General features: G+C 36.3%; 16 protein-coding genes. 2 read left to right on the forward strand and 14 right to left on the reverse strand.

What is annotated here, in order from left to right; translation table 11 throughout:
- Positions 1 to 5: 5 nt before the first annotated feature.
- The 5 genes from FC64_RS06525 to FC64_RS06540 all read right to left on the reverse strand — a co-directional run bounded on the left by FC64_RS06525 (position 6) and on the right by FC64_RS06540 (position 5,474).
- Positions 6 to 1,880 carry an ABC transporter ATP-binding protein gene (locus FC64_RS06525; protein ID WP_235804844.1) on the reverse strand — a complete coding sequence of 625 codons (1,875 nt, stop codon included), beginning with the start codon at positions 1,878 to 1,880 and terminating at the stop codon, positions 6 to 8.
- Entirely contained in the window at positions 1,873 to 3,375 is a 1,503-nt protein-coding gene (locus tag FC64_RS06530; RefSeq protein ID WP_235804845.1) for an ABC transporter ATP-binding protein, read from the reverse strand. Before FC64_RS06530 ends, FC64_RS06525 begins: the two co-directional genes overlap by 8 nt.
- Positions 3,376 to 3,603, reverse strand: a complete 228-nt coding sequence (locus tag FC64_RS07490) for a 6TM ABC transporter family protein (protein WP_235804846.1) — start codon at positions 3,601 to 3,603, stop codon at positions 3,376 to 3,378. It abuts the gene before it with no gap.
- Positions 3,604 to 3,726: 123 nt separating this feature from the next.
- A complete protein-coding gene (locus FC64_RS06535; RefSeq protein WP_057907094.1) occupies positions 3,727 to 3,993 on the reverse strand; it encodes a hypothetical protein in 267 nt (88 codons plus the stop codon).
- A gap of 2 nt (positions 3,994 to 3,995) precedes the next feature.
- Complete coding sequence (locus FC64_RS06540) at positions 3,996 to 5,474, reverse strand: DUF5677 domain-containing protein (RefSeq protein WP_057907095.1); 1,479 nt, start codon at positions 5,472 to 5,474, stop codon at positions 3,996 to 3,998.
- A 146-nt stretch (positions 5,475 to 5,620) separates the two neighbouring features.
- Here FC64_RS06540 and FC64_RS06545 point away from each other — a divergent pair, with 146 nt between their 5' ends.
- Together FC64_RS06545 and FC64_RS06550 are read left to right on the forward strand one after the other, a co-directional pair.
- Positions 5,621 to 5,947, forward strand: a complete 327-nt coding sequence (locus FC64_RS06545) for a hypothetical protein (RefSeq protein ID WP_057907096.1) — start codon at positions 5,621 to 5,623, stop codon at positions 5,945 to 5,947.
- A 6-nt stretch (positions 5,948 to 5,953) separates the two neighbouring features.
- The gene (locus tag FC64_RS06550) at positions 5,954 to 6,139 is read left to right on the forward strand and encodes a hypothetical protein (protein WP_057907097.1); all 186 of its coding nucleotides are present in this window, start codon (positions 5,954 to 5,956) and stop codon (positions 6,137 to 6,139) included.
- A gap of 164 nt (positions 6,140 to 6,303) precedes the next feature.
- On the opposite strand, the gene FC64_RS06555 is transcribed toward FC64_RS06550, so the two are convergent.
- From FC64_RS06555 to FC64_RS06595, 9 genes are all read right to left on the reverse strand, one after another.
- The gene (locus FC64_RS06555; protein WP_057907098.1) at positions 6,304 to 6,510 is read right to left on the reverse strand and encodes a crAss001_48 related protein; all 207 of its coding nucleotides are present in this window, start codon (positions 6,508 to 6,510) and stop codon (positions 6,304 to 6,306) included.
- Between the two features lie 422 nt (positions 6,511 to 6,932).
- A complete protein-coding gene (locus FC64_RS06560) occupies positions 6,933 to 7,694 on the reverse strand; it encodes a DUF1003 domain-containing protein (RefSeq protein WP_057907099.1) in 762 nt (253 codons plus the stop codon).
- A 65-nt stretch (positions 7,695 to 7,759) separates the two neighbouring features.
- The gene (locus FC64_RS06565; RefSeq protein WP_057907100.1) at positions 7,760 to 8,557 is read right to left on the reverse strand and encodes an alpha/beta fold hydrolase; all 798 of its coding nucleotides are present in this window, start codon (positions 8,555 to 8,557) and stop codon (positions 7,760 to 7,762) included.
- On the reverse strand, positions 8,538 to 9,332 hold the full coding sequence (gene yaaA, locus FC64_RS06570; RefSeq protein WP_057907101.1) for a peroxide stress protein YaaA: 795 nt from the start codon (positions 9,330 to 9,332) through the stop codon (positions 8,538 to 8,540). The genes FC64_RS06565 and yaaA overlap by 20 nt, the downstream gene beginning before the upstream one ends.
- 12 nt (positions 9,333 to 9,344) lie before the next feature.
- Positions 9,345 to 10,112 (reverse strand): glutamate racemase, encoded by a 768-nt coding sequence (murI, locus tag FC64_RS06575; RefSeq protein WP_235804847.1) that lies wholly within the window; start codon positions 10,110 to 10,112, stop codon positions 9,345 to 9,347.
- A 15-nt stretch (positions 10,113 to 10,127) separates the two neighbouring features.
- Positions 10,128 to 10,910, reverse strand: coding sequence for a DeoR/GlpR family DNA-binding transcription regulator (locus FC64_RS06580; RefSeq protein WP_057907102.1), 783 nt, complete (start codon positions 10,908 to 10,910; stop codon positions 10,128 to 10,130).
- Positions 10,911 to 11,066: 156 nt separating this feature from the next.
- Positions 11,067 to 12,314, reverse strand: a complete 1,248-nt coding sequence (pepT, locus tag FC64_RS06585; protein WP_057907103.1) for a peptidase T — start codon at positions 12,312 to 12,314, stop codon at positions 11,067 to 11,069.
- Between the two features lie 179 nt (positions 12,315 to 12,493).
- Positions 12,494 to 13,612 carry a Nif3-like dinuclear metal center hexameric protein gene (locus FC64_RS06590; RefSeq protein WP_057907104.1) on the reverse strand — a complete coding sequence of 373 codons (1,119 nt, stop codon included), beginning with the start codon at positions 13,610 to 13,612 and terminating at the stop codon, positions 12,494 to 12,496.
- Positions 13,599 to 14,306 (reverse strand): tRNA (adenine(22)-N(1))-methyltransferase, encoded by a 708-nt coding sequence (locus FC64_RS06595; RefSeq protein WP_057907105.1) that lies wholly within the window; start codon positions 14,304 to 14,306, stop codon positions 13,599 to 13,601. Before FC64_RS06595 ends, FC64_RS06590 begins: the two co-directional genes overlap by 14 nt.
- Between the last annotated feature and the right edge of the window lie 85 nt (positions 14,307 to 14,391).

Consider the following 14,391-nt stretch of genomic DNA (forward strand, 5'->3'; position numbering starts at 1 on the left):
ATGATTTACTCTAAAGTCAACGTTCCAGTATACAATTGGAAATACTTACCGCGTTGTGCAATTAATTCTTCATGACTTCCCTGTTCAATAATTCTCCCATTTTCAACAACTACAATCAAGTCAGCATTGAAAATCGTTGATAACCGGTGAGCGATTACAAAACTTGTGCGGCTGTTCATTAAATTATCCATAGCTGCTTGCACCTTCCGCTCTGTTTGAGTATCGATACTTGAGGTTGCTTCATCTAAGATCATTACTGGCGGATCAGCAAGCGCCGCACGTGCAATCGAGAGCATCTGACGTTGGCCTTGCGATAAATCAGAGCCGTCGCCTGTTATAACGGTTTGATAGCCATCAGCTAATTCTCGAATAAATGAATCGGCATTAGCCAATTTAGCGGATGCGATGACTTCAGCATCTGTCGCATCTAATCTCCCATAACGAATATTATCCATTATCGTTCCACTGAAAAGATTGGTCTGTTGTAAAACAATTCCTAAGGATCGGCGCAGCGCATCTTTTTTTATACGCTGAATGTTGATTCCATCGTATGTGATTTCTCCATGATCAATGTCGTAAAATCGGTTTAACATACTCGTAATTGTTGTTTTTCCCGCACCAGTCGGTCCAACCAATGCTACCTTTTGCCCAGCTTTAACATTTAAATTAACATCATGAAGAATTAATTGATCTTTGGTATAACCAAAATCAACATTCTTAAATTGAACATTCCCCTTTAATGGAACATACCGACTATTATCTTTCCATGCCCATTCATCATGCTTTAAATCTGAAGTTTCAATTAATTTTCCATTTTCATTTTTAACACGAATCAAGTCAACGGTTCCTTGATCACTTTCTGGATGAGCATCAAGTAACTCAAAAATCCGTTTTCCTCCAGCAAGTGCCAAAATAATATTATTTAATTGTTGTGAAATTTGCGCAATTGGACGACTAAATGAACGGCTTAATTGCAAGAAAGCCGCAATCGTTCCCAATGTCAGCGATGAAGATCCTTTTAATACTAGGAATCCTCCAACGATTGCAATTAATACATATAAAACCGTACCTAAATTTCCCATAAACGGAAACAGCATCGTGGCATAGCCATTAGCTTTACCTGAGGCTTCAGCCCAATTGTCATTTAATTGGTCAAACTGCGTTTCAACTTGAGGCTCATGCGAAAAGACCTTAACGACCTTTTGTCCATTTAAGATTTCTTCGATTTGAGCATCCAATGCCCCAATGGTTCGTTGCTGTTGATTAAAGTATTTTGAACTCCGTTTACTTAGGAAATTTAAGAAAATAATGCTGATTGCAAAAATCATCAACGAAACAATCGTCAAAAATGGACTCAAGTAGATCATCCCTGCTGTTACGAAGACAATGCTGAAAATCGCACTCACAAATTGAGGAAAACTTTGCATTATCATTTGAAGCAAAGCATCAATATCATTTGTAAACCGGCTCATTAAATCGCCAAAATCGTTTTGATCAAAATAACTAATAGCCAACGTTTGCATATGTAAAAACATTTGCTTTCGTAAACTTAGTTGAATCTTCTGTGCCAAAATTGCCATTAATTGAGTATACAAACCGGCCGTTAAAACTCCTACTAAATATATTCCCCCCATAATCACAATTGCATGAATCAAATGGATAAAATTAGGGTTACTGCTTTTTACTAAAGGAGTGATATAGTCGTCAAATAAACGTTGAATAAATAAGGAACCAACAACGCCGGCAGCGGCATTAATTATAATTCCGATAAAAGCTGTCCATAAAATTACCGGATGAGATGTTAAAATTAACTTTAAAAGCCGCTTTAACGTTGGTAAATTTTCCTTCAATGTTCCCCGTTCACGAATCGGTTTAGCCACGTTCCATCCCTCCTTGATAATTCTGTGATTCATAAATATCATGATAAAGTTTGCTAGATTTTAATAATTCTTGATGAGTTCCTTGAGCGGTAATCTCGCCGTGATCAAGTACAATAATTTGATCAGCATCTGAAATCGATGAAATTCGCTGACTAATAATAATTTTTGTAATCTGCGGCAAATCCTCCCGAAATGCTTTCCGAATTTCAGCATCCGTGTTGGTATCAACCGCACTTGTTGAATCATCTAAAATCAAAACCTGAGGATTTTTTAAAAGTGCTCGCGCAATACAAAGCCGTTGCATTTGGCCACCAGAAACATTCGTTCCATTTTGTTCAAGTGGTGTATCATACCCTTGAGGGAGCTCTTGAATAAATTCATCTGCATGAGCCCACTTACATGCTTGAACAATTTGAGCATCCGTTGCTTGCGAATTTCCCCATTTAAGATTTTCTTTAACGGTTCCTGAAAATAAAACATTATTTTGAAGAACAACGGAAACATTATCACGGAGGGTTTTTAAATCATAATCTTTAACATTGATTCCGCCTAAAGCAACTTTTCCCGAAGTTACATCATATAAACGCGGGAGTAACGAAACTAAAGTTGATTTCCCTGAGCCAGTTTTCCCAATGATTCCAAGGGTTTCTCCGGCTTTAAGATGTAAATTAATATCTTTAAGTTGTAAATTTTCATGATCATAGCTAAAACTAACATGGTCAAAATCAACCGTACCATCTTGAACAGTTTGAATTCCATTTTGAGGCGATTTGATTGATGGTTCCGCTTTTAAAACGCGAACGACTCGTGAAGCCGATGCTTCTGCCATAGATAACTGATTAAAAATCATTGAAAGCATATTTAAATTCATTAAGATTTGCATCGTATATGAAAACATGCTGACTAACTGACCATCTTGCAGTTGATTGCCAACGATCATTTTGGCCCCAAACCAGCAAAGTAAAAGCATCGTTGCATTAACGATTAATTGCATCAATGGTGCATTAAGAGCCATTGTTTGCTGAGCTTTCAAAAAAACATCATAAATTCCATTAGCTGCATTATCAAATTTTTGGTTTTCATTCTTTTGCCGAACGTATGACTTAACAACCCGAATTCCCCGAACATCTTCACGAATGACTTGATTTAAAACATCATAACGTTGAAATACTTGATGAAAAAAAGGACGCGCTTTTTTTACAATGGTAATTAAACCAATTCCTAAAATTGGTAATACGACCACAAAAATTAATGATATTTTCGCACTAACGATAAAAGCCATTACAAATGAAAAAATAATCACTGCTGGCGCACGCACCGCAATACGTAACATTCCTTGATATGCCTGCTGCAAGTTATTTGTATCTGTCGTTAACCGTGTAACGAGACTTGCACTTGAAAATCGATCAATATTTTCAAATGAAAATTTTTGAATGTGGTAAAACAAATCATGTCTTAAATTTTTAGAAAAGCCAGCAGCTGCCTTTCCTGCCAACTAGCTCGCAGTCGTTCCAGAAATAATTGCTGAAATTGCAATTAAAAGTAAAATTGTTCCTAACTTACAAATATATGACCAGTTTTCTTTCGTTATCCCTTGGTCAATTAAATTTCCCATTAAAAATGGGACAATTGCACCCGCTAACGATTCGTATAAAACTAAAAAAGGTACAATAATCGAATATTTTTTATTCTCGCGAATTGACTTCGCTAAAATTCGAATCATAAAGTAACTCCTCTCATAAAAATATTTTACTTAATATTTTGACACTTATTGAATAATTTATCTAGCATAATTTAATTTACAAAACAATAAAAAAGGATTGAGTCCTTTCTCAATCCTTTTTAACTATTTAATTAAATAGTAAATTTTCTTACTGTTAGGAAATTCAACTTCCATTTGTTTCTGAACAAGATTCATAATCTTTGCCTTATTCAGATTCTTTTTATGAATCCGTTCAAATCCATTTTCACGATAAACAAAGTCGTTTTTATTTTTAATAATATCAATCCGCCGATCTTGTTTGTAATTTGTTAATGTTGCATGACAACTCGAATAAGCTTTAAAGCTTTTTTCAAGTTGAACCTTAACCGCCGTTCGACTAACAACTTTCATTTTTAATCTTCTTTCAATTGAAATAACTGCCATAACTTTTGAACGACTTGATGACACGTTTGAGTTTCATCAACCCCCCCTAATAAAAAGACGGACTTTTTATTCAAGATATATGGTAATTCAAGGTTTATTCCATGAACATGCACTGACAAGAAGCCATTTGCAAATAAATAAGCAAATTCCCCTTCTGATTTTAAAATAACGTGTTCTAATTGATGCATTGAATGAACTGTTTGCTCATCACTTTCAAGCACAAACCAGCGTCGTTTTTGTTTATCTCGCCGATAGGTTCGTTCACGCATTAAATCCTGGGCAAGTTCGTCATACTCATCTTTCTTATCACGCCGCAAATGTGAAAGCGTATCTTGTTCCGCAGAATTCGGAACACTTAGCCGATATAAATCAGAAATTGTCTGAATTTGACTTGTTAAAGTAAACATCTTAATTCTTTTTTCTGGATAATTGGCATTCATCCACTTCCAACTCATAATTTGCTCATTAATTGTTCGCAAAAGAACATGCAAGGCATAATTATGTCGATGCGTTGCTAAATACTGATAAGCGTCAAAGTTTTGTTGAACTTGAGCTTTAAATTTAGCAGCTAATTGCTGATCATCGATATTAGCTTTCAATTCATCCAAATTCATTGGCATTTTAGCTAATCGTAATTGCTTAACTTTACGGTTAAGTAACTTTAATTGCTGAGTTTGTGAATCTTCAAGTTCAAGAAATTTAGCCAGAGCATTAAGGTTACCTAAGCACATATTTAATAATGCCACTTTAAATTCATTGACTTGGGAATCAAGCAGATCCGCAATTAAATACCCATGTGTAAATAACGAGTCAATCCCATAAAATAAATTATAATAGTAGTTTTGCTGATCATTTAACACATATTTGGAAACATCAGATAACGTTGAAATTTTCAACTTTCCTCCATAAATTTCTGGATCAACCCGATACCATGTTTTCCGCCGTTCATCTTTATCGAAATGCTGAATGTCACAGTATTTAACCAGTTCTTCAATTCGATTAAATGCTTGCTTTTCATTTTCAATTTGGTTGCTAACCCATTTTTTTAACGATATTTTTTGACTGCGGATCACTTTTTGATTTTGCTGTTGAAATTCTTTATATTCCTTAGGATAACTTTTAAATGATTCTGGATCGCGTAAAATGTATCCTAGCCATAAATACTGCCGTAATCGACTCGAATGGTAAAATAACAACGCACGTGAGCTAATTTCCCGTCGATCGTGTAAAATGTATTGTAAAAACATGCTCCGTTCATAAACTGGGCGAGCAACAATACGGGCAGCAATCGGATAGCCTTTTTCAAGCAATTCAAAAAAATTTTCCGTTAATTCCAAGTTCAATTTGGCCATTTGAGTAACGGTTTGACTCACAAGGCTATCCGTTTCATTCCATTTCTGACTTACTTGTTCAGTAAGTATTTTGATTTGATTCAATAAATTATTCATTAATTTTCCCTACTTTCATTTCCATTTTAATTGAAAATTTTCAATTATGTTATTAAAAAGCCTTATTGCTCAAAAAGAGGTATCAATAGTTAAATTTTACAATCAATGCTAAAATTGAAGTATCAGTTAATAAAGGAAGGATTTTCATGGCAAGTTATCAATTCAGCTATGATTCAAAAGGATGTCGCAAGGTTTTCAAAACTTACCGGCACCAAGAAAAGATAATCAAAAAAACAATTGAAAAACAACTAACCCGGCAAATGGACACGGACTTCGCGAAGGTTAAACTTGCAACTCGGATCGAAGTTGAAGGCAATAAATGTTACGAATGCCGCGTTAATCCCCCTCAATTACCACCAGTGCGGGTAGCGTTTATTCGGGATGAGAATCAGGTTAAAATCGTCTACTTAACGACCAATATTGTAAAAGCAGACTTTACGCATGATTTAGAACATTTTTTAGGTGGGAAGTAATACGAGATGAAATTAGTCGAATTAAAACAGGCCCAGAAAACAGCGGTTACCAATTTAAAGAAAAGACGGTTTGACCTGCTTGAATTTTATACTTTTAAAAAAGATCGCTCAGTAACCATCAAACTAACGGAAGATTCAGCCCGGTTGATTGAAACTGGTTACAAAGAACTTGATATCGAACTCAATGATTAAAATGCTAAACGTCAAATCAAAACTTCGTTTGGAAGAGAATTTCCACGAAGCCATAAAGTATATTTTTCTTCATCAAAAGCGAAGAAGTAATTATCAAAAATTTTAAATAAAAAAATAAGCTTCTAATAATTAGAAGCTTACTTTTTTATCTTTAAATACTAATATTAATCACGCGTTTTGTATAATTCAATCCGTTCCATCATAATATCAGCATAATTCTTCATGGCTGTTTCTTGACGGTCAATCAATTCCATTTCATCTTCAGGTAAGTCTTCCTTATCAGTGATGTTGTCAAGTTCCTTAATCCGTTTATTGATATGTTCAACATCGGCTGTCAAGTCAGAAATTAATTCTTTATAATCTTTATTCATAATCCAATCCCTCCTTGATTACACTTTAAGTATACAATATTCGTTCTAAATATCATAACAAAAGCACTTTCAAATATATAAATTTATTAATTCCATCCAATTAACAAAATAACCTTCTGATATTTTCATAAAAAGAAACAGCTTAAAACGGGATAAGCTGCTTCACGATTTTTATAAAAGAGAGAAATAAGATATTAAATATCTTAATTAGATTATTACATAAAATTATATAAAAGTATATAGTTTAAATTAACTTAACAAAAAAGAACAGCTTGGAGATAGTTTATATATAAACAGCTGTTCTTTTTAGATTTTTCTTATGTTTATATAAAACATAAATAAAAAATCAATAGTATCATACATTATTTTGCCTTATCTGTAAATATCAAACATTCAATCATCGATAGAAATTAAGGCTTACTTTACTGTCGTGAACGATGTCGTGTCTGATGTTGTCGCGCCTTAATCAATTCATTCTGCTTAATTTTCATTTGTTGTAATTCTGATTCAATTTCCGTTAAAACTTCAATTTCTGTTTTTTGAATATCAAGCAGATGCGGCCATTGAACTTCATTCAACTGGTCGACTTTTTTATGCAAGTTTCGCAATTCCATTTCAGTCTTTTGATTCGTCTTATAGTCATTCTCAGCATCGAACCGATCACGTTCTGCTTGTCGATTTTGACTCATCATAATAACTGGTGCTTGCAAGGCTGCTAAACAACTCAAAAACAAGTTCAGTAAGATAAACGGGTAAGGGTCAAAATGAATGCCAAAAATATGTAAAGTATTAGCCGACATCCAGACAAATAAGAATATACAAAACGCAATAATAAACCCCCAGCTTCCGGCATATTTCGCTAATGCGTCCGCAATTTTCTGTCCTCGCGTCAACTTCATATTATTAGTATTTTTTACAACATAGTGATTACTATTTAAATTTTTTTCAAGTGCATCATTGATTTTTCGATTAGAATCCAGATCTTCATTAATCATTTTCTCAAGGTTACTTAATCGAATATGTTGTAAGTCATTTAAACAAATAAATGAGGATGGCTTGACATTCGCATATTTTTCCTTAATTTGTTGAGTTAAATCACGACCTAAACTTCGCAGATAAAAACCTTCCATCACTGAATAGTGTTTTCCGCAAATGATACATGTCGCATTCATTTTAGCTGCCATCTTACCACCCTTTTCTTTGAAAATTTATAACAGTTGAATTTTAACACAGTTGATTAAAAAGTAAATTAAAACGTTGCAGGGTCTTCCAAAAATGCTTTCATGATTTGGTTAAATTTATCCGGGATTTCTGCCTGAATATCATGACCTGCGCCCTCAATTGCCATCGCATGAATATGATGTGGATTAGTGCGTTCGATTGCTTCTGCAAAGTGATAATCAAAAAATGGGCTTTGAATTGAACTTAGTAAAAGAGTATTGACTTGCGTATATTTTAAAGCTTTTCGCCAATCTGCACGGGCTTCACTAACTAACAATTTGATATTTTCTTTCAGGCGAAATGGTTTCTGCTTTTTAGCAGGATAATATTGTTCCCATACTGCATCATCCAGTCCATGTAACGTCTCATGAATATTTCTTTTTTTCAATAAAGTCTTCTGATAATTATCATCCGTTGCATCTAAAAAACCATACGGCCATCCCTCATTATTTAACATTTTCGGTGGCTGATCAATGCCGATTGCGCCACTTAATTTGAAGTTGGGATAAAATCCTAAGAAGCCATATACAACTCCCGCTCCCATTGAATGTCCGATTAAAAATGGCTTTTTCAATTTAAGTTGCTTAATCAAATCGTATAAATCACAAACTAAATCCATAACCGGTAAAGCTCCTGAAATTGACTGCGAAGCCCCATGATTTCGTTGATCGTAAACAACTGCCTCATAACCATGATTAATAAGCCATTTAATTTGACTGACCCAAATCTCCTGAATTCCACCGAATCCATGAATTAAAATTACCGGTTGCCCTTTCCCGTATCGATGACAATCTAAATAAACGCCATCACGCATTATTATTTTCATATTTTTTCCTTTTCTGTTTCGGATCTCTTAAAAAGATATAGTTTTCATCATCAGAATATTGCGGGGTGTACTGATAACCGAAATCATTAAAATTAACAATTTCACGATAATCGTGAATGTTATTTTCAGCCATGTAACGAACCATCTCACCCCGTGCCATTTTGGCATAAGTATTATCTTGAATTACTTTATTTTTTTGTTCATTATAGTAACCAAAGACACATGAAATCATTTTAACGTTTGTATTCTTCATATATCGACCCACTTGATGAGCATACATTTTTGATGCTAAGTTAATGATCAAATCATCATCCTTGGTCAATAAATCAAACCAAGTTCGGTTCCAAAATTGATGCAGATTCCGCGTCCCATTAACATGGGCCTTTGCTTTCATTTCAAGCCGGTATGGTACAACGCCGTCAAATGGCCGCAACACCCCATAAAAACTTGAGAGGATCCGCATGTTTTGTTGAATATAATCTAATGCAGACTGCGTAAACAAATCCGGTGCCATATACTGATATTGCAAACCACAAAACGCCAAAATCGCTGGTGTCTGATATTCACTTTTCAGATCCATTGACTTTAACCGCTTGGCATTTAATTGAAATAACTTGTCGCTTGTATGCCATAACTTTTTGAGTTCATCAGTCGTTAACGATTTCATGTAATTCATGATTTCTTCGGCTTGCGACAGCATTTGCGGTTCGGATAAAACATCAAAGGTATCAGTATCGACCTGCATTTGCTTGGCAGGTGAAATAATAATTTTCATTCTGGACCTCTTCTATTTAACCAACAGTTTCTCCATTAACTTGATTTGTGATGGATCGCTGTTATTTAAGCTGACCGTTCCTTTGTCAGATGTTGTTGACAATTTATGAATTATTTCCAACTGATGTTTTAATTGCCGTGCAGCGCCATTACTGCCATCATAAATTGCAACATCCTGACCAACAACTTCCTGAATCGTTGCTTGAACAAACGGAAAATGGGTACATCCCAAAACCACGGCATTCACGGGCAACTTATCATCTAAAATTTGATGTAAATAGCCTTTTACATTGGCCGAATCAAGTTCGCCGTGCTCAACGTATTCAACTATATCCGGTGCCGGAACCTTAATAATTTCCGCATTCGAACCTAATTCCCGAACCCGGTTTTCAAACTTGGTTCCTGCCAATGTCAATTCCGTTGCCATTGCAATAATTTTTCCGTGCGGATAGTCGATTGCAGCTGGCTTAATTGCCGGTTCCAATCCGATAATCGGCAAATCGTATTCTTCACGTAGTCGGGCTGCCGCCGCACTGGTTGCCGTATTGCAAGCAATCACGATTGCTTTGACATTATACTGATGGATAAACATCTCAATAATGTTTTTTGTAAGTTGATAAACTTCTTTGGGTGTACGAGTCCCGTATGGTGCGTTGGCGGAATCACCAAAGTAAACATAATCTTCATTTGGCATCAACTTAATGGTCTCTTTAAGGACACTTAATCCTCCCAAACCGGAATCCATTACCCCGATTGGTTGTTTTTCAGCTTTCGTGTTCAAAGTTCTTACCTCTAATTATTTCTTACTTGATTTCTTTTTCGAGCGTCCATTTGCAACAATAATCTGTGTATGTGGACTAAACATTTTCCGTTGTTCAGCGGTTGGTTCTCGATCTGTAATAAACGTTGAAATGATATCCAACGGACAGATCCGGTAGTATGATTTATTAACGAACTTTTGATGTTCGGCAACTAAAACAACTTTACGCGCTTGTTGAGCAGCAACCCCGACGATTTCAGCATCCCCTTGGTCAAGCAAATAAACGCCATTTTTATCGATCCCGGAAGCCGCAATAAACGCCGTATCAAAAACGATATTTTGAAGTTCCTTGACCGCTAAATTTGAATAGAAATAACGGTTTTCATGGTTAAGCGTTCCACTTGAAATCTTAACCGTTGTTTTATTATGATCCGATAACGCAATACAATTATCAAGCGAGTGCGTGTGAACAGTAAGGGCCATATTCAAATTCTGACATGTCTTCAATAAAATTGTTGAGGAGCCAATAAAATAAACGTGATGCGGCTTAAAATACTTTAACGCCTCCATCGCGATCCGCGTTTTTTCCTTGGTAAATTGTCCTAACCGGCTTTGGTAATTCGGGACACTGCGCCCAAAATCCAATGGTAAAATTCCACCGTGAGTCCGGCGAACTTCCCCACGTTCCGTGAGAAGCACAATATCACGCCGTGCAGTATCTTGAGAAACGTCGAATTCATCCATAATATCCTTTGTTGTGAGTTCTTGTCGTTCTTCTAATAATTGTTTAATTAGCTCAATTCTTTTTTCCTGAATCAAAATGACACCTCATTCCGTTCTAATCGGTAACATTTCAATTATAATCTTAACATCATAGATATTCAATAATTATAAGTAAATCCTTAAATTTAATGAAAAAAAGATTGTGATATTTAATCACAATCTTTTTAAAATCTTTCTCCGATTTTAAATGACCTATTCAGCCTCTTCACCGAGCAACTTTGCAATTTCAATTACAAGGTCTGTTGCTTTTTCCATTGTATTGACATCGGCAAATTCAAACCGTGAGTGCATGTTGTCTGCACCAGTGAAGACGTTAGGTGTTGGAATTCCCATGAATGAGATCTTTGAGCCGTCTGTTCCACCACGAACTGGGTAAATATCCGGCTTGATATCCAAGTTTTCCATGGCCTTCTTAGCAACGTCAACAACTGTCATGTCCTTTTCGATGACTTCACGCATGTTGTAATATTGATCGTTCATATCAATGATTACACGTTCTTGACCAAATTCATCATTCATCTTCTTAGCGATGTCTAACATCATTTGCTTGCGTTGTTCGAATTTTTCACGGTCGTGATCGCGGATAATGTAAGCTGCATGGGCTTCATCAATTGCACCGTCTAATGAAAGCAAGAGAAAGAATCCTTCGCGACCTTCAGTCTTTTCAGGAACTTCGTCAGCTGGTAATTGACGGTCAAATTCCATTGCCAGCTTCAAAGCGTTAACCATCACACCTTTTGCGGTTGCTGGGTGAACGTCTTTTCCTTTAAAGGTGATCTTCGCACTGGCAGCGTTGAATGTTTCATATTCAAGTTCACCAATTGGACCGCCATCAACGGTATATGCAATGTCAGCCCCGAAATCCTTTGTATCAAAGTGGTCAGCTCCCGTTCCGATTTCTTCATCGGGACCAAAGCCAACTTCGATTTCACCGTGCTTAATTTCTGGATGGTTGATCAAGTATTCCATTGCTGTCATAATATCAGCAATTCCGCACTTATCATCTGCCCCAAGCAAAGTATCTCCGCTTGTTGTAATCACTGTGTGACCCTTTGACTTCTTCAAATTTGGAAATTCTTTTGGTGATAATGAGTATTCAGTATCACCTAACTTGATATCTGATTCGCCATCATAGTTTTCGATGATTTGCGGTTGGACATTTTCAGCATTGAAATCAGCCGTATCCATGTGTGAAATAAAGCCGACTTTCTTAGCAGTTTTTCCTGCCGGAAGATTGCTTGGTAATGTTGCAAAAACATAACCGCTTTGATCATTCAAACGGACATTTTGCATTCCAATTTTCTTTAATTCAGTCATTAAATCCTTTGCAAATTCAACCTGTGATTGGGTTGATGGAATCGTTGTTGAATTTTCATCTGACCGCGTGTTTTTCTTAACATATGAAACAAAACGCGGAATTAAGTTTTCATATTTTGCCATCTTTTTCAGGCCTTTCTTTAATTGATTTGAATATGGTTTAATGATACCGTTTTTGTTCTTTTATTGTCAACTTTTCTAACATGAAGCAGAAAAGCGAATGAATAGCTAGCTTGTTTTGAAAACCAATTATGCGAATATAGCAAAAAGACTGCGACTTATGTCACGGTCTCTCCCAATTTTTACATAAACTGATATGGATTTGTATTTAATTTTGATTGATAAATGTCAATTTGCCAATCATTTTCCTGACTCCACTTTTGGAACAACTTTGTCAAATGCGGCTTGCATTCGGATTCAATATAATGTCCCGCATCAACAGCACTCATTCCAGAAGCTAAGATATCATGGCCAACATGGTACGATACATCACCAGTCAGATATAGGTCCGCATTTTTACTTAAAGCTTGCGGATAGAACCGTGCGCCTGAACCGCCAAGCAGTGCAATGCGTTGAACTTTCTGATCAATGTCCTTTGAAATAACCCGGACGCCTGGAATATCAAAGACTTCTTCGCATTTAAGGGCAAATTCCTTAACCGTCATTGGTTCAGGAAGATTACCAACCCGACCCATACCATATTCTTGACCAAGGCCGTTAACTTCATTCAAATCATACATGAAATCTTCTTGCGGATGATTATCCTTCATGGCCTTTAAAACTTGAGCTTTAATTCGTGCAGGGAAGAAAACTTCGATTTTTTCTTGAACAACCTCGACCATTTCATCCTTATCATCGCCACTGTAAGAATGTTCATCATCGCGTGGAATGAAGCGACTAGTGCCCGTTAATGAGTATGAACAATCGCGATAGTTAGCCAAATTACCAGCTCCGGCAGCATTTAACGCATGCCGCATTGAGTCCGCCGTATTTGATTGGGTAAAGACTGCAAGTTTATACATCTTTTCTTCCCGAGTTGGCATCATTGGAATGGTGTCTTGAAGATCAAATAAACCGGCTAACCAATCATTCATTCCACCATTAGCATTATCAAGGTTAGTATGTGCCCCATAAACTGTAATGTTATGTTTGATCAATTCAGCATACATTTGATTTTGCGGAATTGACAAATCAAATGGTTGGACTGGCCGAAACATTGCCGGATGATGTGCAAAGATGAAATCAACATGTTGGTCGATTGCTTCTTGAACTGTCTCTGGCCGCACATCCAGCGTGACCATCATCTTGTGAACTTCTTGGTTTAAATCACCAAGCTGAAGTCCAACCGGATCACCATCTTCAGCCATCCATTTTGGTGCAAATTCTTCAAACCGGGAAACAATATCTTTAACTTTTACCATTGGCTAACACCTCTTTAATTAATTCGTTCTCATTTTTTAACTGAGCAAGTCGCTGGGTCGGCGGATTCGTTGCCTTTTGCATTTGGCTAATTGCCTTTTTATTCTTTTCAATTTCCTTTTCCCATTTTTTCGTAAAAGCATCATTTTGATGGTGTCTTAAAATCGGACCGAAAAAGAGATCTTCAGAACTTAATCGCATTGGCTGACTAGCATATTTAGCAACAATAATCTCGTAGATGTGATCATCTTCCTCAAGAATATCTTCATGCATGATCTGATAATGATTTGCTTGAAGCCATTGCCGTAAAACGTTACTTCCGACATTTGGTTGCAAAATCAATAACGGATGATTTTGCAACTTGGATTTATCTTTTTCCAAAATATTGCGAATCAACGTTCCACCCATGCCGCAAATGGTAATCGTATCAATTTGATCATCATCTTCAATGGCTTTCAATCCATCAGCAAAGCGCGGAAAGATTTTTTCTTCCAAATGCTCACGCTGAATTTCATGAACCGCATTTTCATACGGGCCCTTTACGACTTCGCCAGCAACTCCATAGTCAATTATATGATTAATTGCCAAATTTGCGGGTAAATATGCATGGTCAGAACCAATGTCAGCTAACCGAGCCCCTTGAGGAACATATGCGGCTGCTTTTGCTAATCGTTTTGATAAATGATATGTGTCCAAAATAAAACCTCGTTTATCTCATGAAATCTTTTAATTGCTTTGACCGTGATGGGTGGCGCAGCTTCCGCAATGCTTTGGCTTCGAT

The sequence above is a fragment of the Ligilactobacillus araffinosus DSM 20653 genome, from assembly GCF_001435375.1.
Classification (GTDB): Bacteria; Bacillota; Bacilli; order Lactobacillales; family Lactobacillaceae; genus Ligilactobacillus; species Ligilactobacillus araffinosus.